This is a genomic window from Galbitalea soli, assembly GCF_010686725.1.
Lineage (GTDB): Bacteria > Actinomycetota > Actinomycetes > Actinomycetales > Microbacteriaceae > Galbitalea > Galbitalea soli.
In genome coordinates, this window is the sequence record NZ_JAAGWZ010000001.1 from 122,147 (window position 1) to 142,407 (window position 20,261).

General features: G+C 71.3%; 19 protein-coding genes. 17 read left to right on the forward strand and 2 right to left on the reverse strand.

Annotated elements, in window-relative coordinates:
- Nucleotides 1-4: 4 nt before the first annotated feature.
- The 13 genes from G3T37_RS00555 to leuA all read left to right on the forward strand — a co-directional run bounded on the left by G3T37_RS00555 (nt 5) and on the right by leuA (nt 15,056).
- Entirely contained in the window at nt 5-733 is a 729-nt protein-coding gene (locus G3T37_RS00555; RefSeq protein WP_163471482.1) for a 16S rRNA (uracil(1498)-N(3))-methyltransferase, read from the forward strand.
- Nucleotides 734-757: 24 nt separating this feature from the next.
- The gene (locus G3T37_RS00560) at nt 758-1,111 is read left to right on the forward strand and encodes an HIT domain-containing protein (RefSeq protein ID WP_163471484.1); all 354 of its coding nucleotides are present in this window, start codon (nt 758-760) and stop codon (nt 1,109-1,111) included.
- A 64-nt stretch (nt 1,112-1,175) separates the two neighbouring features.
- Nucleotides 1,176-2,225: a PhoH family protein gene (locus G3T37_RS00565; RefSeq protein WP_241732114.1), complete on the forward strand. Its 1,050-nt coding sequence runs from the start codon at nt 1,176-1,178 to the stop codon at nt 2,223-2,225.
- The gene (gene ybeY / locus G3T37_RS00570; RefSeq protein ID WP_163471488.1) at nt 2,225-2,686 is read left to right on the forward strand and encodes an rRNA maturation RNase YbeY; all 462 of its coding nucleotides are present in this window, start codon (nt 2,225-2,227) and stop codon (nt 2,684-2,686) included. Before G3T37_RS00565 ends, ybeY begins: the two co-directional genes overlap by 1 nt.
- Nucleotides 2,687-2,698: 12 nt before the next feature.
- Complete coding sequence (locus G3T37_RS00575; RefSeq protein ID WP_422110970.1) at nt 2,699-3,997, forward strand: hemolysin family protein; 1,299 nt, start codon at nt 2,699-2,701, stop codon at nt 3,995-3,997.
- The gene (era, locus tag G3T37_RS00580; RefSeq protein WP_163471490.1) at nt 3,994-4,890 is read left to right on the forward strand and encodes a GTPase Era; all 897 of its coding nucleotides are present in this window, start codon (nt 3,994-3,996) and stop codon (nt 4,888-4,890) included. Before G3T37_RS00575 ends, era begins: the two co-directional genes overlap by 4 nt.
- A gap of 69 nt (nt 4,891-4,959) precedes the next feature.
- Nucleotides 4,960-6,228 carry a sensor histidine kinase gene (locus G3T37_RS15080; RefSeq protein ID WP_163471491.1) on the forward strand — a complete coding sequence of 423 codons (1,269 nt, stop codon included), beginning with the start codon at nt 4,960-4,962 and terminating at the stop codon, nt 6,226-6,228.
- A complete protein-coding gene (locus tag G3T37_RS00590) occupies nt 6,225-6,893 on the forward strand; it encodes a response regulator (RefSeq protein WP_163471493.1) in 669 nt (222 codons plus the stop codon). Before G3T37_RS15080 ends, G3T37_RS00590 begins: the two co-directional genes overlap by 4 nt.
- Nucleotides 6,894-6,969: 76 nt before the next feature.
- Nucleotides 6,970-7,737, forward strand: a complete 768-nt coding sequence (locus G3T37_RS00595; protein WP_163471495.1) for an ABC transporter ATP-binding protein — start codon at nt 6,970-6,972, stop codon at nt 7,735-7,737.
- The gene (locus tag G3T37_RS00600; RefSeq protein WP_163471497.1) at nt 7,734-9,134 is read left to right on the forward strand and encodes an FtsX-like permease family protein; all 1,401 of its coding nucleotides are present in this window, start codon (nt 7,734-7,736) and stop codon (nt 9,132-9,134) included. Before G3T37_RS00595 ends, G3T37_RS00600 begins: the two co-directional genes overlap by 4 nt.
- 182 nt (nt 9,135-9,316) lie before the next feature.
- Nucleotides 9,317-10,639 (forward strand): alpha/beta hydrolase-fold protein, encoded by a 1,323-nt coding sequence (locus tag G3T37_RS15230; protein ID WP_163471499.1) that lies wholly within the window; start codon nt 9,317-9,319, stop codon nt 10,637-10,639.
- Nucleotides 10,636-13,146, forward strand: coding sequence for a phosphatidylglycerol lysyltransferase domain-containing protein (locus G3T37_RS15235; RefSeq protein ID WP_163471501.1), 2,511 nt, complete (start codon nt 10,636-10,638; stop codon nt 13,144-13,146). Before G3T37_RS15230 ends, G3T37_RS15235 begins: the two co-directional genes overlap by 4 nt.
- A 143-nt stretch (nt 13,147-13,289) precedes the next feature.
- Nucleotides 13,290-15,056 carry a 2-isopropylmalate synthase gene (gene leuA, locus G3T37_RS00615; protein ID WP_163471503.1) on the forward strand — a complete coding sequence of 589 codons (1,767 nt, stop codon included), beginning with the start codon at nt 13,290-13,292 and terminating at the stop codon, nt 15,054-15,056.
- Here the strand turns inward: leuA and G3T37_RS00620 are convergent.
- Nucleotides 15,004-15,702, reverse strand: a complete 699-nt coding sequence (locus tag G3T37_RS00620; RefSeq protein WP_338401137.1) for a trimeric intracellular cation channel family protein — start codon at nt 15,700-15,702, stop codon at nt 15,004-15,006. The two genes, leuA and G3T37_RS00620, sit on opposite strands and share 53 nt — an antisense overlap.
- A gap of 67 nt (nt 15,703-15,769) precedes the next feature.
- Here G3T37_RS00620 and recO point away from each other — a divergent pair, with 67 nt between their 5' ends.
- The 3 genes from recO to G3T37_RS00635 are packed head-to-tail and all read left to right on the forward strand — an operon-like array spanning nt 15,770 to nt 18,135.
- Nucleotides 15,770-16,495: a DNA repair protein RecO gene (gene recO, locus G3T37_RS00625; RefSeq protein WP_163471507.1), complete on the forward strand. Its 726-nt coding sequence runs from the start codon at nt 15,770-15,772 to the stop codon at nt 16,493-16,495.
- Complete coding sequence (locus G3T37_RS00630; RefSeq protein WP_163471509.1) at nt 16,492-17,295, forward strand: isoprenyl transferase; 804 nt, start codon at nt 16,492-16,494, stop codon at nt 17,293-17,295. Before recO ends, G3T37_RS00630 begins: the two co-directional genes overlap by 4 nt.
- A gap of 15 nt (nt 17,296-17,310) precedes the next feature.
- On the forward strand, nt 17,311-18,135 hold the full coding sequence (locus tag G3T37_RS00635) for a hypothetical protein (RefSeq protein WP_163471510.1): 825 nt from the start codon (nt 17,311-17,313) through the stop codon (nt 18,133-18,135).
- Here G3T37_RS00635 and G3T37_RS00640 read toward each other — a convergent pair.
- Nucleotides 18,129-19,097 (reverse strand): LysR family transcriptional regulator, encoded by a 969-nt coding sequence (locus tag G3T37_RS00640; RefSeq protein WP_241732040.1) that lies wholly within the window; start codon nt 19,095-19,097, stop codon nt 18,129-18,131. The genes G3T37_RS00635 and G3T37_RS00640 overlap by 7 nt on opposite strands.
- 78 nt (nt 19,098-19,175) lie before the next feature.
- Here G3T37_RS00640 and G3T37_RS00645 point away from each other — a divergent pair, with 78 nt between their 5' ends.
- The gene (locus G3T37_RS00645; protein WP_163471512.1) at nt 19,176-20,255 is read left to right on the forward strand and encodes an aminotransferase class V-fold PLP-dependent enzyme; all 1,080 of its coding nucleotides are present in this window, start codon (nt 19,176-19,178) and stop codon (nt 20,253-20,255) included.
- Nucleotides 20,256-20,261 lie beyond the last annotated feature (6 nt).

Below are 20,261 nucleotides of genomic sequence, written 5' to 3' on the forward strand. Positions count from 1 at the left end.
CGCCGTGGCCCACCTGTATCTCGACGAGGAACTCGGCGATCCGGAGCTCGATGCCGAGGCGGTCGTCACGGGCGCCGAGGCGCGCCACGCCGTCGTGGTCGGCCGGTTGCAGGTGGGCGAGCACGTCTCCGTCGGCAATGGCGCGGGCCTCATCGCGAGCGGGGTGGTCACGGCTGCCGCGCCCGCCGAGTTCCGCTTCCGCGTCGACGAGCTCGCGCGGCAGCCGCGGCGGGAGCCGGCCATCTGGCTGGCCCAGGCGCTCGCGAAGGGCGACCGCGACGAGCTCGCGGTGCAGGCCGCGACCGAGCTCGGCGTCGACGGCGTGATCCCGTGGGCCGCCGCGCGCAGCGTCTCGCGCTGGGAGGGGGCCAAGATCGCGAAGGGGCAGGCGCGCTGGACCGCCCTCGTGCGCGAGGCGAGCAAGCAGTCGGTGCGGCCGTGGCTGCCCGAGGTGAGCCCGCTCGTCACGACGCGGCAGCTCGCGGCCCTGGGTTCGTCGGCGCGGCTCGTGGTGCTCGACCCGGAGTCGTCGCAGCCGCTCTCGGCCGTGCATCCGGATGACCGCGACCTCGTGCTCGTCGTCGGCCCAGAGGGCGGCATCTCGCCCGCCGAGTTCGACCTCTTCGCCGCCGCCGGCGCCCTGCGCGCGCGCCTCGGACCGGAGGTCCTGCGCACCTCGACGGCGGGGCCCGCCGCGATCGCTCTGCTCAGCGCGAAACTGGGGCGCTGGTAGGCGCCCGCGCTCTAAGCTGAAACCATGTCGACGACCGAACCCACCCTCTTCGAGCGCATCGCCGCGCGCGAGATCCCGGCGCGGATCGTCTTCGAGAACGAGCGCGTGATCGCGTTCCACGACATCGCGCCGCAGGCGCCGCTCCACCTCCTCGTCACGCCCAAGTCGGGTGCCTACGCGACCGTCGCCGAGCTCGCCGCGGCCGATCCCGCTCTCCTCGCGGAGGTCGTGATCATCGCCGACGGGCTCGCGAGCGAGTTCTCCAACGGGGAGTACCGGCTCGTGTTCAACAGCGGCGCCTCGGCGGGCCAGACGGTCTTCCACGTGCATGCCCACCTGCTCTCCGGCGGCCTCGACGAAGGTTCCCTTGGCTCCTGACGACAGCTCGCTGGCCGACGACACCGGGGTGACCCGCGCCGAGCTGCGCGTCGACGGCGTCGCCATGGTGCGACTGCTCGGCCCGCAGGACCGGCTGCTCACCACCATCGAGCGGCAGTACCCCGAGGTCGAGGTGCTCGTCCGCGGCAACATCATCACCCTCACCGGGCCGGCGACGGAGGTCGCCGCGTCCGAACGATTGGTCAAGGAGCTGATCACACTGGTACGCAACGGCGCCGAACTCGGCCAGAGCGATGTGACGTCGTCCGCGCGCATCCTGGAGGGCGGCCAGGGCAGCCCGGCCGAGCTGCTCAGCCAGGCCATCCTCACGAGCCGCGGCAAGAGCATCCGACCGAAGACCCTCGGGCAGAAGGAGTACGTCGACGCGATCGACCGGCACACGATCGTGTTCGGCATCGGGCCGGCGGGCACCGGCAAGACCTATCTCGCGATGGCGAAGGCGGTGCAGGCGCTGCAGCGCAAGGAGGTGGAGCGGATCATCCTGACCCGCCCCGCCGTCGAGGCGGGGGAGCGGCTCGGCTTCCTGCCGGGCACACTCACCGACAAGATCGACCCCTACCTGCGCCCGCTGTACGACGCGCTCAACGAGATGATGGACCCGGAGATCGTGCCCAAGCTGCTCGCGGCGGGCACGGTCGAGGTCGCCCCGCTCGCCTACATGCGCGGTCGCACGCTCAATAACGCCTTCGTCGTGCTCGACGAGGCCCAGAACACGACGCCGGAGCAGATGAAGATGTTCCTCACGCGCCTCGGGTTCGGCTCCCGCATGGTCGTCACGGGCGACATCACGCAGGTCGACCTCCCGGTGGGCGCGAGCGGGCTGCAGCTCGTCACGCGGGTGCTCAGCGATATCGACGACATCCACTTCGCGCGCCTCACGAGCGAGGATGTGGTGCGCCACAGCCTCGTGGGCCGGATCGTCGACGCGTACACGAAGTACGACGCCGAGCGGCAGGCCGCCCGATTCGAGCGCGAGCACGGCGACCCGGACGGCGCCAATCGTGCCGAACGCCGCGGGCACGCGCCGCAGGACCGCAAGACCGCCCAGAACCCGAAGGCCCCCGGCCGCCCCGACAGAAGGTGGGGCCGCTAGTGTCCATCGAGATCAACAACGAGTCCGCGATCCCCGTCGACGAGGCGGTGCTGCAGCGGCTGGTCACCTACGACCTCGACCAGCTGCACGTGCACCCGGACGCCGAGCTCGCGATCGTGCTCGTCGACGAGTCGGCCATGGAGCAGCTGCACGTGCAGTGGATGGACGAGCCGGGGCCGACCGACGTGCTGAGCTTCCCGATGGACGAACTGCGCCCGGGCACCGAGGAGCAGCCGACTCCTGCCGGACTCCTCGGCGACATCGTGCTCTGCCCCCAGGTGGCGATCGCGCAGGCGGAGACCGCGGGCCATAGCCCGATCGAGGAACTGATGCTGCTCACGACGCACGGTCTGCTGCATCTGCTCGGCTTCGACCACGCCGAACCGGACGAGGAGCGCGAGATGTTCGCCCTCCAGCGTGAGCTGCTGGATGGTTTCGCAGCGCAGGAACGACGACGGTAGCGGAGTGACGTGATCGCGATCTTCGTCACCGCGGCCGTGGTGCTCGTGATGTTCGGCGGGCTGCTCGCGGCCTCCGATGCCGCGCTCCAGGTGCTCAGTCGCACCGATCTGATCGACATCGCGTCGCACAGCCGGTCGCGGCGCTCCCTGCTCGGGATCGCCTCCGACATCGGCGCGCACGTCAACGCGCTCAACTTCATGCGCGTCGTGTCGGAGACGACCGCCGCGGTGCTCGTCTCGCTCTCGTTCGCGTACTCGATCCGAGAGTGGTGGTGGGCCCTCCTTGCGAGCGCCCTCATCATGACGGCGGTGTCGTTCGTGCTCGTGGGGTCGAGCCCGCGCAGCGTGGGGCGGGCGAACTCGCGCACGATCATCCGGGTGTCGGCACCGCTCATCCGCGCGATCCGTGTATTTCTCGGCCCGGTCGCGAGCGCGCTCGTCGCGATCGGCAACCGGGTCACGCCCGGGCGTCCCAAGAACGCGACCTTCTCGAGCGAGGAGCAGCTGCTCAGCATGGTCGACGAGGCGACCGAGCTCGAGGTGCTCGAGGAGGACGACCGCGAGCTGATCCACTCGATCTTCGAGTTCAACGACACGGTCGTGCGCGAGGTCATGGTGCCGCGCACCGACATGGTGACGGTCGACGCGGATGCCCCGCTCGACACCGCGATGGGGCTGTTCCTCAGCCGCGGCGTGTCGCGGATGCCCGTCCTCGGCGACGACGTCGACGAGGTGCTCGGCGTGCTCTACCTCCGCGACGTGGCGCGGGTCACCTACGAGCGCACGGCGGGCGCGTCCGCCCTGACCGCGGCCGGTCTCGCTCGGCCGGGACTCTTCGTGCCCGAGTCGAAGAAGGCCGACGACACGCTCCGCCAGATGCAGCTCGAATCCAATCACCTCGCGCTCGTCGTCGACGAGTACGGCGGAATCGCGGGCCTCGTGACGCTCGAAGACCTCATCGAGGAGCTCGTGGGCGAGATCTCTGACGAGTACGACCGCGAGGTGCCCGACGTCGAGGATCTCGGCGAGGGTCGCTACCGCGTCGCCGCCCGGATGCCGGTCGACGAGCTCGGCGACCTCTTCGGCCTCGACCTGGACGACGACGAGGTGGACTCGGTCGGCGGTCTGCTCACGAAGGCGGTCGGCCGACTGCCCGTGGCGGGCTCGCGCGGTGAGATCTCCGGGCTCATCCTCACGGCGGAGCGCACCGAGGGCCGCCGCAAGCGCATCAGCACCGTCCTGGTCGAACGCGACCAGGCCCTCATCGACGCGCAGGCCGCGTTCAGCGAACAGACGAAGGACGACGAATGACCGGGACCGAATTCAGGGCGGGCTTCGTGAGCTTCGTCGGGCGCCCCAACGTGGGCAAGTCGACGCTCACGAACGCGCTCGTGGGCGAGAAGGTGGCGATCACCTCCTCGAAGCCGCAGACCACGCGGCGGGCGATCCGCGGCATCGTGCACCAGCCGACCGGGCAGCTCGTCGTCGTCGACACCCCGGGAATGCACCGCCCGCGCACCCTTCTCGGCGAACGGCTCAACAGCGTCGTGCAGGACACGCTGGCGGATGTCGACGTGATCGGCTTCTGCGTGCCCGCGGGGGAGCGGATCGGGCCGGGCGACAAGTACATCAACGAGCAGCTGGACTCCTTTCCGCGCGCGAAGAAGGTCGCGATCGTGACGAAGATCGACGCGGCGCCGCGCCCGACCGTCGCGGAGCAGCTCCAGGCGGTGAGCGAGTTGCGTGACTGGGACGCGATCATCCCGATCTCCTCGCTCGAGGGCATCCAGCTCGATATCCTCGCCCGCGAGCTCATCGCTCTCATGCCCGTCTCCGCGCCGCTCTACCCCGCCGACGCGGTGACCGACGAGGGGCTGGAGGCGCGGGTCGCCGAGCTCATCCGCGAGGCCGTGCTCGAGGGCGTCCAGGACGAGCTGCCGCACTCGATCGCCGTGACGGTCGACGACATGGTGGAGCGGGAGGACAGCGAACTCATGGACATCTACGCGAACCTCTTCGTGGAGCGCGACAGTCAGAAGGGCATCATCATCGGGCACGGCGGGGAGCGTCTGGCCGAGGTCGGAGCCCGGGCGCGCAAGCAGATCGAGGCGCTGCTCGGTCGGCGGGTGTACCTCTCGCTGCGCGTGAAGGTGGCGAAGGACTGGCAGCGCGACCCCAAGCAGTTGGGCCGCCTCGGGTTCTGACCGGCGGTACATCCGCAGGATGATCCCCGGGGCGCGCCCAGTCCCTATCGTTGAAGCATGTTCCGCGCGATGAAGACCTCCCAGCTGGTGGTCGACGGCTCCATCGCCTTCGTGTTCCTGTTGCTCATGACACACTCCTCGCTCGGCGAGGCGTCGCGCTGGGCGGTCGCGGTCGGTTTCACCGTCTCCCTCGCGATCCGGCGGTTCTCCCCGCCGCTGTCGCTGGGGGTCGCCTGGGTCACCGCGCTCGCGCAGATGTTCGTCTTCCACAATGACCCCTCCATCGTCGACCTCGCGATCCTCGCCACGCTCTACACGAGCTCGGCCTATGGCGACCGTGCGCTGAAGTGGGCGGGATGCGCCTCCGTCGCGGTCGGCGCGATCGTCGGGTCGCTCTACCTCAACTTCGGCGCCTCCTCGACCGTGTTCGAGGTGTCGAGCCTCGGTGGTGTGGCGAGCGCGGCGATCCCGGTGCTCTTCGTCTTCATCGCGATGGCGGTGCTTCTCGGCCTGCCGTGGACCGCGGGACTGCTCGTGCGCGCCCGCATCGCGGCCCGCGAGAGCCGTGAGGCGCAGCTTCTCGCCCAGCGCGGCGCGGAGCTCGCCGAGCGCGACGTCATCGTCGAGCAGGAGCGCACCCGGATCGCCCGGGACATGCACGATGTCGTGGCGCACTCGCTCGCCGTGGTGATCGCCCAGGCCGACGGCGCGCGGTACGCGCGAGCGAGCGACCCCGCGGCGGCCGACGCCGCGCTCGACACGATCTCGGCGACCGCGCGGGAGGCGCTCGGCGAGGTGCGCGTGCTCCTCGGTCAGTTGCGCCACCCCCAGTCGGACGGCCCGCAACCGGGCCTCGACGAACTTCCCCGGCTGCTCGACCAGCTGCGCGCCTCGGGGCTCGTCATCGAGTTCGAGGCGCGGGGCGAGACGCGGCCCCTCGGCGCCGGTCCGCAGCTCGCCGCCTATCGCATCGTGCAGGAGGCCCTCACCAACGCGCTGCGACACGGCGATGTGAGCGGGCCGGTCGCGGTGCGCCTCAGCTGGTCGCCGCGCGAGCTCGAGATCACCGTGGTCAGCGCGCTCGTCGCCGCTCCCGCCACCGGCGAGCTGAGACTCGGCCACGGCCTGGCCGGTATGCGGGAGCGCGCCGCACTGGTGGGCGGTCGCCTGACCACCGAGGTGAACGACCGGCACTTCGGCGTCCGCGCGATTCTTCCCGTGACGGGCACCGCGCACGCGACGACGGGCGCGGTCCCGGTCGCGCCGACGGGCGCGCCCACGGCCCCGGACGACCCGCCCCTGACCGCCCGCCCCGCGCCCGGCCCGGTGCCCGCGTGAGCGGCGCCATCCGTGTCGGCCTCGTGGATGACCAGGCCCTGTTCCGCACCGGCATCCGCATGCTCATCAGCTCGCAGCCCGATCTCGAGTTCGTGGGCGAGGCCGCCGACGGAGCCGAGGGGGTCGCGATGGCGGAGGCGTCCCGGCCCGATGTGGTGCTGATGGACATCCGCATGCCGGTCATGGACGGAATCGAGTCGACCCGTCAGATCCTGGCTCGCGCCGATGAGCGCGGCTCCGACCGGCCTCGCATCATCGTGCTCACCACCTTCGACCTCGACGAGGCGGCGACCCGGGCGATCCGGGGCGGGGCGAGCGGGTTCCTGCTCAAGGACGCCGACCCCGAGTTCCTGCTCGCGGCGATCCGCACCGTGCACGCCGGCACCTCCGTCATCGCGGCCTCGGCGACCCGCGAGCTGTTCGAGCACTTCGATTCGCAGCCCGCGGCGGCGACCCCGCCCGCCGCGTTCGGCAGTCTCACCGCGCGGGAGAACGACATCTTCCTGCTCGCGGCGCGGGGCCTGAGCAACTCCGAGATCGCCGCGGGGGAGTTCCTGAGCGAGGCGACGGTGAAGACCCACATCTCGCGCATCCTCGGCAAGCTCGGCCTGCGCGACCGCGTGCAGCTCGTCGTCTACGCCTTCGAGCACCGTCTCGTCGACTGACGTCATCCTCCGGGTGGAGTCGGGAGGCGACTCGCGCCCGATTCGCGGGCGGCCGATCATCCTTAGCGTTGCGGGCATGCACACCGAACTGACCACCGCGATCGGCACCGCCGTCGCCCGGGTGGAGAAGCTGACGAAGTCCTACGGCACCGGACCGGGGAGGGTGGACGCGCTCGCGGGCGTCAGCATCGGCCTCGAGCGGGGGCGTTTCACCGCGATCATGGGACCGAGCGGCTCGGGCAAGTCGACGCTCATGCACATGATGGCCGGGCTCGACTCGCCCAGCTCCGGGCGGGTGTGGCTCGGCGACACCGACATCACCGCGCTCGGCGACTCGCAGCTCACGCTGCTGCGCCGCCGCCGGGTCGGGTTCGTCTTCCAGTCGTTCAACCTCGTGCCGACGCTCGACATCCTCGGCAACATCCGGCTGCCGTTCGAGCTCGACGGTCGCCGGCCGAGCCGCGACGAGGCCGCCTGGATCGACCGCCTGATCGACTCCCTCGGGCTTCGCGACCGCCTGGGGCACCGCCCCTTCGAGCTCTCGGGCGGGCAGCAGCAGCGCGTGGCGATCGCCCGCGCGCTCGGCACCCAGCCCGACCTCGTCTTCGCCGACGAGCCCACCGGCAACCTCGACTCGAGGTCGGGCCGCGAGGTGCTCTCGCTGCTCGCGACCGCCAGCAGCGAGTTCGGTCAGAGCATCGCGATGGTCACCCACGACCCGATCGCCGCGAGCTACGCCGACCGCATCGTGTTCCTGGCCGACGGCGTGGTGGCGGATGACCGCCCCCGCAGCACCCCGGAGCAGATCAGCTCCCTCATGCTCGCCCTGGAGCGCCACCCGTGAGGCCCGCCCTCTCGCGCGAGCAGTTCCCGACGATCCTGGTCGCCGCGCTCAGCTCCTCCTTCGGCGTCGCCCTCCTGGAGGTGACGCAGGCCCTCACCCTGCTGGTCTCCCGCGACGACGTCACGGGCAGCAGTCACACGGTGGCCGCGCTCCTCTCCGTGCTCGCCGTCGTCTTCACCGCGATCGCGGTCTACGTGGCGGCCGTCGTGACCGTGAACACGATCGCGACGATCGTCGCCGGGCGCACGCGCACCATCGCGCTCTACCGCCTCGTCGGGGCGAGTTCCCGCACCCTCCGCCGGTCGGTCGCGCGGGAGGGCCTCGCGGCGGGCGCGGTGGGGTCGGCCATCGGCGCCGTCGTGGGGGCTGGGGTGGTGGCCGGGGGCCTCGCGTTCGCGGTGCGGGGGCGGGTCATCCCCGCGCTGCCCTACTCGCCGTGGCACGCGGTCGTCGTGCTGCCGGTGGTCGCCGTCGTGCTCACGACCTGGCTCGCGGCGTGGATCGGCTCGCGCCGGGTGCTCGCCGTCAGCCCGTTGGAGGCGATCTCCGCGGCCGAGGAGCGCACGCTGGGGGAGACCGCGGCGCGCCCTGCGCGAACCGCGACCGCGATCACGCTGTTCTCGCTGGGAACACTGCTGCTCGTCGCGGGGATCCTCCTCGGTCTCGTGAGCGGCCTCGGCGTGCTCGTGGGACTCGGGGGTGGAATCCTGTCGTTCTCGGGCGTCGTTATCGGAGCACAGCTCGTGATGCCGCGGGCGCTCCGCCTCGTCGCGTACGCCTTCGGTCGCTCCGCCGCGGCGCGACTCGCGGGTCAGAACGCCCTGCGCTACCCCGAGCGCTCGACCCGCACCACGATCGGGCTCGTGATCGGGGTCACGCTCGTCACGATGTTCGCCGTGGCCATCGGCGGCTTCGAGGCGATGGTGCAGGCGGCCCGGGCCGCCCAGCCGGAGACGTATCAGGGCATCCAGCCGACCCTCGACGCGACGGTCGCCGTGTTCTCGGTGCTCACCGGGTACAGCGCGTTGATCGCCGCGGTGGGTCTCGTCGCGACCCTCTCGCTCAGCGTGCTGCAGCGCACGCGCGAGCTCGGTCTGCTGCGCGCCCTCGGCTTCAGCGCGCGGCAGGTGCGGTTCATGATCGTGGTGGAGAGCGCGCAGCTCACCTCCGCGGCGGTGCTCGTCGGCGTGGTTCTCGGCACGGGCTACGGCTGGGCGGGGGCGCAGTCGCTCCTCGGCTCGATCGCGGGTGCGCCGGGACTCATCGTGCCGGTTCTCCCCGTCGCGGTGCTCGCCACCATCGCGGGTGCGGCGGCGGCGCTCACCGTCGGTGCCTCGCTCGTGCCGGCCCGGCGCGCCACCCGCGTCTCGCCGGTCGCCGCCCTCGCCATCGAGTGAGCGGAAACCCGGCGCGCCGGTGCTGCCCGGCCGCGCCCGGCTGGACACCGTATTCGTGCCCGCTGTGAGCCACCTTGTGGTTCTCTCAGCAGCGGATCGCGTGTTCGAGCGCGCCTTTGCAGCGCTGCTGAGCAGAATGGATTCACGGCGCCTGAGGCGTCGGCAAGGCGAAGGAGAATGCGGTGCCCAGCTGGCTCGCGGATGTGCCGATCACCTCGGGTGCCGTGCCCGTCGTGCTCTATGTTCTGGCCCTCGCAGCGGTGACGGCGAGCATCGTCATCGGCGTCCGTGCGGGCCGCTGGCGCCGCGTGGTCATCGCCGGTGTCGCGGGCGGAGTGTTCGGCGGCATCGTCGCCTGGCTCGTCGGTGATGTCTGGAATCTGCTCGACGTGGGCTTCACGGTCGTGGTCAGGTTCTGGATCGTGGCCGCGTTCGCGGCCCTCGCGGCTGTCGGCGCGGCGAGTCTCGGCCGGGGCGCCGGCCCGCGGCGGGCACCCCTGCGGCGGTGGAGGATCGCGACGCCGGCGATCGCGGCGGTTCTCGCGGTCGCGGCCGCCGCCATCGGCATCGATACCGATTTCGGCCAGTACCCGACCATCGGTGAGGCCTTCGGCGTGTCCGGTTTCACGAGGGCGGCCCTGCCCGCGGTGCGCGCGGTGCCCGGCACGACGGCCGTGACCCTGCGCGGGTGGAGAGCGCCGGCGGGGATGCCCCGCTCCGGCCGGGTGTCGGTCGTGGACATCCCCGGGACCGTGTCGCACTTCCACGCCCGTCCCGCCCTCGTCTACCTGCCTCCGGCCGCGCTCACCGCGGCGCCCCCGCCCCTGCCCGTGCTCATCGCGCTCTCGGGTCAACCCGGTCAACCGTCATCCGTGTTTCGCGCGGGCCACCTCGATGCCCTCATGAACGCCTATGCGGCGACCCACCACGGCCTCGCTCCGATCGTCGTCGCCCCCGATCAGCTGGGCAGCCCGTATGTGAACCCGATGTGCGTCGACGGCCGCCTCGGCAACTCGCGCAGCTACCTCACCATCGACGTGCCGCGCTGGATCCGGGCCCATCTCAGCGTGCTCAGCGGCCGCCGCGCGTGGGCCATCGGCGGCTTCTCGCAGGGCGGCACCTGCTCGGTGCAGCTCGCGGCGGGGGATCCGGCCCTCTTCGGCTCCTTCGTCGATGTGGCCGGCGAACTCGTGCCCTCCCTCGGCACCGTGACCAAGACGATCGACGGCGGCTTCAGTCGTAACGCCGCCGCCTACCGCGCCGCGACCCCCAGGGGCCTCATGCTCGCTCGCGCGCCCTACGCGGATACCGTCGCCTTCTTCACCGTCGGCCAGACCGACACGCTCTACACCCATCGCGATCGGATCGTCGCCCGCATCGCCCGGTCGGTGGGCATGCACGTGACCTTCCTCGTCTCGCCCGGCACGGGGCACGACTGGAGCACGGTGGACTACGGCTTCGTGCACGCCCTCCCGGTGCTCACCGCGCGGATGGGGCTCCCGTGACCAGCATCGCCCTCAGCGCGCGCCGCCTGCGCGCCGGGGCGTGGGCGCGCGGCCACGCGGTCAGCCTCGCGCTCGCCGCGACCATGCTCGTCGGGGCGCTGGCCACCGGCTCGCTGCTGACTGGACCCCGCGGCACCCTCTCCGACTGGATCGGCACGGGCGCCGAGGCGTTCGCCCAGACCCACAACTTCCTGGGGCCGCTCACCGCCGCGTTCTTCGCCCCGGGGCCGCTCGTGCTGCTCGCCGCGCTCGTGGCGACAGTGCTCGTCGTGGGCGAGGCCGAGCGGCTCATGGGCCCCTGGCGCACGCTCGCGGCCTTCGTCGTCACCGCCTACGCGAGCGCCGGCATCGGCACCCTGCTGCAGTCGCTCGGCCTCCTCGCGCACGAGCGCTGGAGCGTGCGCATCCAGGAATACGTCGTCACCGACCCGTTCACGGCGATCATCGGCACGGTGATGACCGCGAGCGCGTTCATGGGCACGCTCTGGCGACGGAGGGTGCGCATCCTCGGCCTCTCCGCCGTCGTGATCGTGCTCCTCTACGCCGGTCACCCCTCGGATCTGTTCCGTCTCATCGCCGCCCTGCTCGGTCTCGTGCTCGGCGCGCTCATCGCCCGCGAGAAGCCGACGCTGCGGGTGGCGCGCAGTTCGCACCGCGAGGCGCGGAGCCTCGTCTCGGTCGTGCTGCTCGTCACGGCGGTCGGGCCCGTCGTGAGCGTGTTCTCGCCGCACGGCTACGGCCTGCTGCAGCCGCTCGGCGTGCTCTTCCGCAACACCCTTCCCTCGCTCGCGCCGCTGCAGCGGGCCTGCGCGGTGCCGTCGCCGGCCCTGCACTGCGCGGCGGATCTCGCGCTCGCGCGCATCAACGGACCGGGGGCGGTCATCCTCGCCCCGCTGCCCCTCGTGGTGCTCGCGCTCGCGGCGATCGGCATGCTGCGCGGGCGGCGGTCGGCGGCACTCGTCGCGATCGCGGTCAACGTGCTCCTCGCCGCGATGGCCGCCTTCTACTACGGCTTCGTTCCCGCCTTCGGGGAGTCGACGGTGCTCAGCCAATCGGCCGGCAGCGTCGAGGGCGTGGTGCGGCTGTCGATCGCGGTCGCGGTGCCGCTCGTGGTGGCGGCGGTGATCCTGGCCACGCTGCGCCACTTCACCGTGCGCACCTCGGCGACCCGTGCGGTGCGCTACGTGGCCGTCGTCGGCGGGTCGTTCCTCGCGCTCGCCGGCACCTTCCTGGCCGTCGGGATGCTCGCCCGCGCGCAATTCGCGCCCGTCGCGACGCCCGCCTCGCTGCTGCTCGAACTGCCCGACCGCTTCGTTCCCGTGGGCTTCCTGCGCCTCGAGGCGATCGATCTGCTCCCGAGCGGACCGCTCGCGCTCGCCGTGTACGACGCCGTCGGGCCACTGTTCTGGCTCATCGTGGTGGCGGCGACGGCGTGGCTCATCGTGGCGACCCCGGACGCGGTGGCCTCCGCGGAGCTCGAGCGGGTGCGGGCGCTTCTTCGGCACGGTTCGGGCTCCCTCGGGCACCTCGCCACCTGGCGCGGAAACCGCTACTGGTTCTCGGCCGACGGCGCAGTCGCGATCGCCTATCGCGTGCACTCCGGCTGCGCCGTCTCGGTCTCCGATCCGATCGGGCCGGCGGAGCAGTGGGAGGCCGCGGCGCGCGCCTTCGTCGACTTCTGCGACGATCGCGGCTGGGACGCCCTGTTCTACAGCGTGCACGACGACTTCGTCCCGATCGCCCACGCCATGGGGTGGGCCACGACCCGCGTCGGCACCGAGACGATCGTGCGCCCGGCGAGCCTCACGCTGCAGGGGCGCAGCTGGCAGGACGTGCGCAGTTCGATCAATCGTGCCGAGCGGGCGGGCATCCGCTTCCTCTGGACGAGGCACGCCGAGCTGCCGCCCGCTCTCGCGCTCCAGATCGACGAGATCTCCGAGTCGTGGGTGGCCGAGAAGGACCTCCCCGAACTGGGCTTCACCCTCGGCGGCACGGACGAGCTCCGCGACCCCGAGGTGGCGCTCGGCCTCGCCATCGACGCGGGCGGTCAGGTCGAGGCGGTGACGAGCTGGATGCCGCGCTACCGCGACGGGCGCGTCGTGGGGTGGACGCTCGACTTCATGCGGCGCCGGCCGGACAGCATCAACGGCGTGATGGAGTTCCTCATCGCCTCGAGCGCGCTGCAGATGCGCGACGACGGCATCGAGGAGTTGAGTCTGTCGGCGGCGCCGCTCGTCGCGCCCGAGGGGGAGGACGCGCTCGACCGGGCCGACGGCGCCCCCGCCCCGCAGCGCGTGCTCGCCCTGCTCGCCCGCGCACTCGAACCCGCCTACGGCTTCCGCTCCCTGTTCGCCTTCAAGCGCAAGTTCTCGCCGAGCTACGCGCCCCTGCACCTCGCCTATCGCGACGCCCTCGTCCTCCCCGCGGCCGGCGCGGCGCTCGCCCGCGCCTACCTCCCCTCGGCGGGGGTGCGGGATGCGCTCCAGGTCGCCCGCGCGCTGCTGTGACGCGCGCCCGCGCCGGGTGGTACCCTGAACACGTGTTGTTCGGTCTGCTCCTTCTTAGCTGCCGCGACGAGTCCTAACTCAGGCCTTCCTCGTCGCGGAGTTCGCCATTGGCTGACCACCTCAGACACGAGAAAGACACCCTGATGAAGAACACCCAGAAGCCGTCGACGATGCCGACGCACAAGTACCGCCCGTATCACGAGCAGTTCCAGGTCGATCTGCCCGACCGCACCTGGCCCTCGACGCACATCGAGAAGGCCCCGCTGTGGTGCGCCGTCGACCTGCGAGACGGCAACCAGGCGCTCATCGACCCGATGACCCCCGAGCGCAAGCGCATCATGTTCGAGCTGCTCGTGCGCATGGGCTACAAGCAGATCGAGGTCGGGTTCCCGAGCGCGAGCCAGACCGACTTCGACTTCGTGCGGTCGCTCATCGAGGACGACCTCATCCCGGACGACGTGACCATCCAGGTGCTCACCCAGGCGCGCGACCACCTGATCACCCGCACCTACGAGTCGCTCAAGGGCGCCAAGCAGGCCATCGTTCACCTGTACAACTCCACGAGCATCCTGCAGCGCGACGTCGTCTTCCGCACCGACCGGCAGGGTGTCATCGACATCGCCCTCGAGGGTGCGCGCCTGTGCAAGGCCGCCGAGGCTCTCGTGCCCGGCACCGACATCTTCTACGAGTACTCGCCCGAGAGCTACACGGGCACCGAGCTCGAGTTCGCGCTCGACATCTGCAACCAGGTGCTCGAGGTGTTCCAGCCGACCCCCGATCACAAGGTCATCATCAACTTGCCGGCGACCGTCGAGATGGCAACGCCCAACGTCTACGCCGACTCGATCGAGTGGATGTCGCGGCGCCTCAACCACCGCGAGAACGTGCTGCTCAGCCTGCACCCGCACAACGACCGGGGCACCGGCATCGCCGCCGCCGAGCTGGGCTACCAGGCCGGAGCCGACCGCATCGAGGGCTGCCTCTTCGGCAACGGAGAGCGCACCGGCAACGTCGACCTGGTCGCCCTGGGGCTCAACCTGCTGACGCAGGGGATCGACCCGCAGATCGACTTCAGCGACCTCGACGGGATCCGCCACACGGCCGAGTACTGCAACCAGCTCCGCGTGCACGAGCGCAGCCCCTGGGCCGGCGACCTCGTCTACACGGCGTTCAGCGGATCCCATCAGGACGCCATCAAGAAGGGCTTCGAGGCGATGGACGCGGAGGCGACCGCCAAGGGCGTCAGCGTGGGCGACCTCGTCTGGGCGGTGCCGTACCTGCCGATCGACCCGAAGGACGTCGGCCGCGGGTATGAGGCCGTGGTGAGGGTCAACTCGCAGTCGGGCAAGGGTGGCGTCGCCTACCTGCTCAAGACCGACCACGCCCTCGACCTGCCGCGCAAGCTGCAGATCGAGTTCAGCGGCGTCGTGCAGGCGAAGACCGATGCCGAGGGCGGCGAGGTGACGAGCGAGCAGATCTGGGAGATCTTCCAGGACGAGTACCTGCCCGCGCCGGCGCACCGGCCCGAGGACAAGTGGGGGCGATTCGAGCTCCTGTCGACCCGCACGGCGAGCGAGATGACCGGATCCACGACGCTCACCGTGCGCCTGCGGGTGGGCGAGGAGCAGCTCGAGACGGAGGCGCGCGGCAACGGCCCGATCAACGCCTTCCTCTCCGTGCTCTCCGAGCAGGGCATCGAGGTGGAGCTGTTCGACTACGTCGAGCACACCCTCTCAGCGGGCGGGGATGCGCTCGCCGCGGCCTACGTCGAACTTCGGGTCAACGGCAAGACGCTGTGGGGGGTCGGAATCGACGCCGACATCTCCACCGCGTCGCTCAAGGCGGTCGTCTCGGCGGTCAACCGAGCGGTCCGCGCGGAGGCCGGGGAGCGGGAGCTCGCCGCCGTCTGAGCGCGGGCAGTCGCTCGATCCTGCGCTGCTCGGGGAGTGACCATCGGAACAGCACGGCCAGCACGCGCACGCCGAAGGTGACGGCGACGCACAGCAGGGCGGCGAGGAAGATGGGCACCCCGAGCGCGTGCAGCGCGACCAGGGTCGAGGCACCCACGACCGCGGCGATCGCGTAGAGGGATCCGACGTGCATGAGCGCGATCGGCAGGTTCAGGAGCAGATCCCGCAGGATCGATCCCCCCACGGCCGACAGCACACCGACGAAGACGGCGGGCACGGCGGGTACCCCGAGCGCGAGCGCCTTAGTCGTGCCGATCGCGCAGTAGAGACCGATGGTGAGCGCGTCGAGAACCGTCATGACGATGCCGAGCCGCTGCAGCACGCTCTCCAGCAGCATCCCGATGAGCGCCCCGCCCACCGCGACGAGCAGGTACCAGTTGCTCGTGAGGGCGGCGGGGAGACGGGCGAGCAGCACGTCGCGGATCATCCCGCCGCCGAAGCCTGAGACGATGCCGATGATCGCGACGCCGAGGAGGTCGAGTCGTCGGTCGCGGAACTGGGCCGCGAACATCGCACCCTGGGTGCCGCCGATGCCGATCGCAGCCAGATCGGCCCACAGCGGGATGGCGAATGCGGTCGCGTGCACCCCACTATTCTCGCGTGTTGCCGCGCCGTCTGGTGGCGTCGTCAGCCGCTCGGGGGATACTGGTGCGGTGCCCCTGTATCGTGACGAAGCCGTGGTGCTGCGAACCCACAAGCTGGGCGAGGCAGACCGGATCGTCACCATGCTGAGCCGCCAGCACGGCAAGATCCGCGCCGTCGCGAAGGGCGTGCGCCGCACCGCCTCGAAGTTCGGATCGCGGCTCGAACCGATGATGGTCGTCGACGTGCAGCTGTACGAGGGGCGCAGCCTCGACATCGTGACCCAGGCCGAGTCGCTGGGTGCCTACGGCGCCGACATCGCGGGCGACTACGCGAGCTACACGGCGGCGGCCGCGATGATCGAGACAGCCGATCGCATCACCGACGACAGCGGCAGCCTGCAGCAGTACCTCCTGCTCGTCGGCGCCCTGCGCTCGCTCTCCCGCCGCGAGCGCGTGCCGGGTCTCACCCTCGACTCCTACCTGCTGCGCTCCCTCTCCATCGCCGGCTGGGCGCCGAGCTTCGTGGACTGCGCGGTGACGGGTGCCCCCGGCCCCCACACCGCGTTCGTCGTGCAGCTCGGCGGGGTGGTCGCCGACTCGGTCGCCCCACCCGGCACCCCTCGCGTCGATCCGGAGACGATCGATCTCCTCGCCGCCCTGCTCGCGGGCGACTGGCCGACGGTCGAGGCCTCGGATGACCGTGCCCGCGGCCAGGCGAGCGGCATCGTCGCGGCGTACACCCAGTTCCACCTGGAGCGCGGCCTGCGCTCCCTGCGCCTGGTCGACCGCCGATGACGCCCGTCGCCAAGACGCACCGCGATGCCGTCGAGTTCCGCCCGCTCGACTGGACGGGCCTGTACCCGCCCGCGCTTCCCGCGGCCGCCATCCCGGCCCACGTCGCGATCGTGATGGACGGCAACGGGCGCTGGGCCAACGGTCGGGGCCTCACGCGCGTGGAGGGCCACAAGGCGGGGGAGGCGGCGCTGCTCGATGTCGTCGCGGGGGCGATCCAGCTGGGCATCCGCCACCTCAGCGTGTACGCGTTCTCGACGGAGAACTGGAAGCGCTCGCCCGATGAGGTGCGCTTCCTCATGGGATTCAACCGCGACGTGCTGCATCGCCGTCGCGATCAGCTGAACGAGTGGGGCGTGCGCGTGCGCTGGGCGGGGCGCAAGCCCCGGCTGTGGGGCTCGGTCATCTCCGAGCTGCAGTTCGCGGAGCGCCTCACGGCGAACAACTCGACTCTCACCCTCACGATGTGCGTCAACTACGGCGGACGCACCGAGATCGCGGATGCGGTGCGCTCCATCGCCGACGAGGTAGCGGCGGGGCGGCTCAAGCCCTCCGGCATCACCGAGAAGACGATCCAGAAGGCGCTCTACGCACCGGAGCTGCCGGACGTCGATCTCTTCATCCGCAGCTCCGGAGAGCAGCGCACGAGCAACTTCCTGCTCTGGCAGAGCGCCTACGCCGAAATGGTGTTCCTCGACACGCTGTGGCCCGACTTCACTCGGGAACAATTGTGGGAAGCTGTGACACTGTATGCCACGAGGAATCGTCGATTCGGGGGTGCCGTCGATGCGCCGACGGCCTGAAGGGGAGTTGCACACATGAGCAGAATCGCTCGTCTGGTCACGGCGATCATCTTCCTGATCATCCTCGCCGCCTGCGGTGGCGCCGTCGTCTACTTCGGCACGGCCGACGGGCTCGGCTTCGGCGGCTCGGCGACCGTCGCCGGCACGGTCACGAAGGGCACGGGCGCCTATGTGCAGATCGGGTGGGTGCGCAACAACGCGCCGTGGCCGATCACCGTGACGGGGATCGAGGCGACCGCGAACCACGCCGCGAAGCCGGTCACCGTCTACCTCTCGGCGAAGCAGGAGACCACGGCCGCGGTGACCAAGGCCCCGGCGTGGGCGACTCCGGCGGCCGCGGCGATGCCGGTCGCCTTCGCGGGCGGCACCCTGCGCTACCTCGGGTTCGCGATGACCCCCGCGCAGGGCGAGGTCGCGTCGTTCGACAGCATCACCGTGACGTTCACCGGGCCGCTCGGCATCACCTTCCACAAGAGCTACTCCGGCGACACCTTCGCGGTCGCCTCGGACACTCTGCCGGCAGGCACCCTCGCCCTCGATCCCACGGTCGACTCCGGATCGCTCGACGGCTACATCGAGCTGCTGCGCAACGCCCTGCAGCAGAGCAACAGCGCCCAGCTCGCGGTGGTCATGGGCAGCGGCGTGAAGCCGGCCCAGGCCCAGAAGTTCGCGAAGGACATGGCGAAGTTCCAGATCAACGACAACGTGACGGCCACGCGCGATCCCGCGAACCCCTACCGCCGCACGCTGGTCTTCTACGCCACCTCGCCCACCAAGGACGGCCTGCCGCCGATTCGCATCGAGTGGAGCGGCTTCCGCTGGAGCGTGCTCGGCTACTGAGCCGCGGCGCGCGCCACCGCGCCGACCGGAGTGAGCCCCCAGTCCGCCCCCGGCACCGCGCGGATCGCCGCGATGGTCGCGGCGAGGCTCGGAACGCGGACGGCTCCCGCGTGGCTGACCAGCTGGATATCGCGGGTGGAGACCGGCGCGGTGGCCCGAATGGCGGCACCGGGCGGCACGGCGGCGGTGGCCAGCGCGAGCCGGGGGAGCAGCGCGACACCGACATCGGCGGCCACGAGATTGAGCACCGCGACCGCGTTGTCGGTCTCGTAGTCGATGACCGGATCGAAGCCCGCCGCCTCGCACACGGCGAGGAGGTGCCCGCGGCAGAGCGGGCAGCCGGCGATCCAGCGCTCCCGATCGAGGAGGGAGACGTCGACGGCCTCCTCCACGGCGAGCGGGTGCCGGGCGGGCAGGGCGAGCACCACCTCTTCGGTGAACAGCGGAGTGAGGTGCAGGCCGCTCGCGACATCCCGGTGCGGATCGGCGCGGTCACCCGGATAGCTGAAGGTGATCGCGAGGTCGACCGCGCCCTCGCCGAGCATGCCGATCGCCTCGGGCGGCTCGGCCTCGATGTAGGTGACGACGATGCCCGGGTGCTGGCTCGCCATCGTGTGGAGCAGGCGCGGGATGATCGTCGAGGAGGCCGTGGGAAAGCCCGCGATGCGGGCGGTCCCCGTGCGCATGCCGGCGAGCTCCGCCAGATCGCCGGCCGCCGCGTCGAGCGCCGAGGAGATCGTCACGGCGTGCCGGGCGAGCAGCTGCCCGGCCTCGGTGAGCCGGATTCCACGGCCCGCGCGGATCACCAGCGGCACGCCCAGACGGGCCTCCGCGCGCTGCAGGTGCTGGCTGATCGCGGGCTGACTGAAGCCCAGAACGCGCGCGGCGCCCGTGATCGTGCCCGTGTCGGAGATCGCGCGCACGATACGCAGCGAGTGCAGGTCGAGGTCGAGCTCGGTCATCCACTCATAATCTCGCATTATCGACAGCATCGAAAGCATGGCATTGTCGTATGCAAGCCCAGCGGGGATGCTGGGCGCATGACCACGCGTACCCTCGCCACCCCGTCCCTCGCCCTCGCCTCGGCCCGGGAGCAGTTCGGCGACGCCCGCGGCTACCTGGCGGTCGCCTCGATCGGACTTCCGCCGCGGAGCGCCGTGGAGGCGCTGAAGCGCGACCTCGACGCGTGGTTCGCCGCCGACCGCGACCCGCAGGGCTACGACCCCATCATCGAGCGCACCCGCGCGCACTACGCGGCGCTCGTGGGCGTCGCGCCGTCGAGGGTCGCGGCGGGGTCGCAGACCTCGGTCATCACCTCGCTCATCGCGGCCGCCGTGCCGGAGGGCACCGAGGTGCTGTGCGTGGAGGGCGACTTCTCCTCCATCATCTTCCCGTTCCTGGAGCGGCCGGGGATCCGCGTGCGCACCGTGCCGCTCGATCGTCTGGCGGAGTCGATCGACGAGCGCACCTGGCTGGTCTCCTTCTCACTCGTGCAGTCCTCGACCGGCGTGGTGGCCGACGTGCCGGCGATCCTCGAGGCCGCGGGGCGGGTCGGTGCGCTCAGCTACTGCGACACGACGCAGGCGACGGGGGTGCATCCGGTCGACGCGAGCCTGTTCGACGCGACGGTGTGCCACAGCTACAAGTGGCTCTGTTCGCCGCGCGGTGTCGCGTTTCTCACCGTGAGCGAGGCGATGCAGCGCCGGCTGACCCCGCTGCAGGCCGGCTGGTACGCGGGCGAGGAGGTGTGGAAGTCGTGCTACGGACCCGAGATGCACCTCGCCCGGGACGCGCGTCGCTTCGACGTCTCCCCGGCCTGGCAGGCCTGGGTCGGCGCCGAGCAGGCGATCGGGCTGTTCGCGGGGCTCGACATCGCGGAGGTGTGGGAGTGGACGGCGGGCCTCGGTGATCAGCTCTGCGAGGCGCTGGGCATCCGCCCGCAGCATCAGGCGATCGTGACCTGGGCCGACGCCGAGGGGGATGATCTGCGCGCCCTTGCCGCCGCGGGCATCCGCGCCTCGGGCCGGGCCGGTCGGCTTCGGGCCTCCTTCCATCTCTGGAACGACACGGGCGACGTGGAGCGGGTGCTCGCCGCCGTGCCCCGCAGGGAGCGCCGCTAGTCTGGC

Coding starts and splice junctions, on each gene's coding strand:
- G3T37_RS00560 (WP_163471484.1), top strand. CDS start 758: ATGTCGACGACCGAACCCACCCTCTTCGAGCGCATCGCCGCGCGCGAG.
- G3T37_RS00565 (WP_241732114.1), top strand. CDS start 1,176: ATGGTGCGACTGCTCGGCCCGCAGGACCGGCTGCTCACCACCATCGAG.
- era (WP_163471490.1), top strand. CDS start 3,994: ATGACCGGGACCGAATTCAGGGCGGGCTTCGTGAGCTTCGTCGGGCGC.
- G3T37_RS15080 (WP_163471491.1), top strand. CDS start 4,960: ATGAAGACCTCCCAGCTGGTGGTCGACGGCTCCATCGCCTTCGTGTTC.
- G3T37_RS00595 (WP_163471495.1), top strand. CDS start 6,970: ATGCACACCGAACTGACCACCGCGATCGGCACCGCCGTCGCCCGGGTG.
- leuA (WP_163471503.1), top strand. CDS start 13,290: ATGAAGAACACCCAGAAGCCGTCGACGATGCCGACGCACAAGTACCGC.
- G3T37_RS00630 (WP_163471509.1), top strand. CDS start 16,492: ATGACGCCCGTCGCCAAGACGCACCGCGATGCCGTCGAGTTCCGCCCG.
- G3T37_RS00635 (WP_163471510.1), top strand. CDS start 17,311: ATGAGCAGAATCGCTCGTCTGGTCACGGCGATCATCTTCCTGATCATC.
- G3T37_RS00640 (WP_241732040.1), bottom strand. CDS start 19,097: ATGACCGAGCTCGACCTCGACCTGCACTCGCTGCGTATCGTGCGCGCG.
- G3T37_RS00645 (WP_163471512.1), top strand. CDS start 19,176: ATGACCACGCGTACCCTCGCCACCCCGTCCCTCGCCCTCGCCTCGGCC.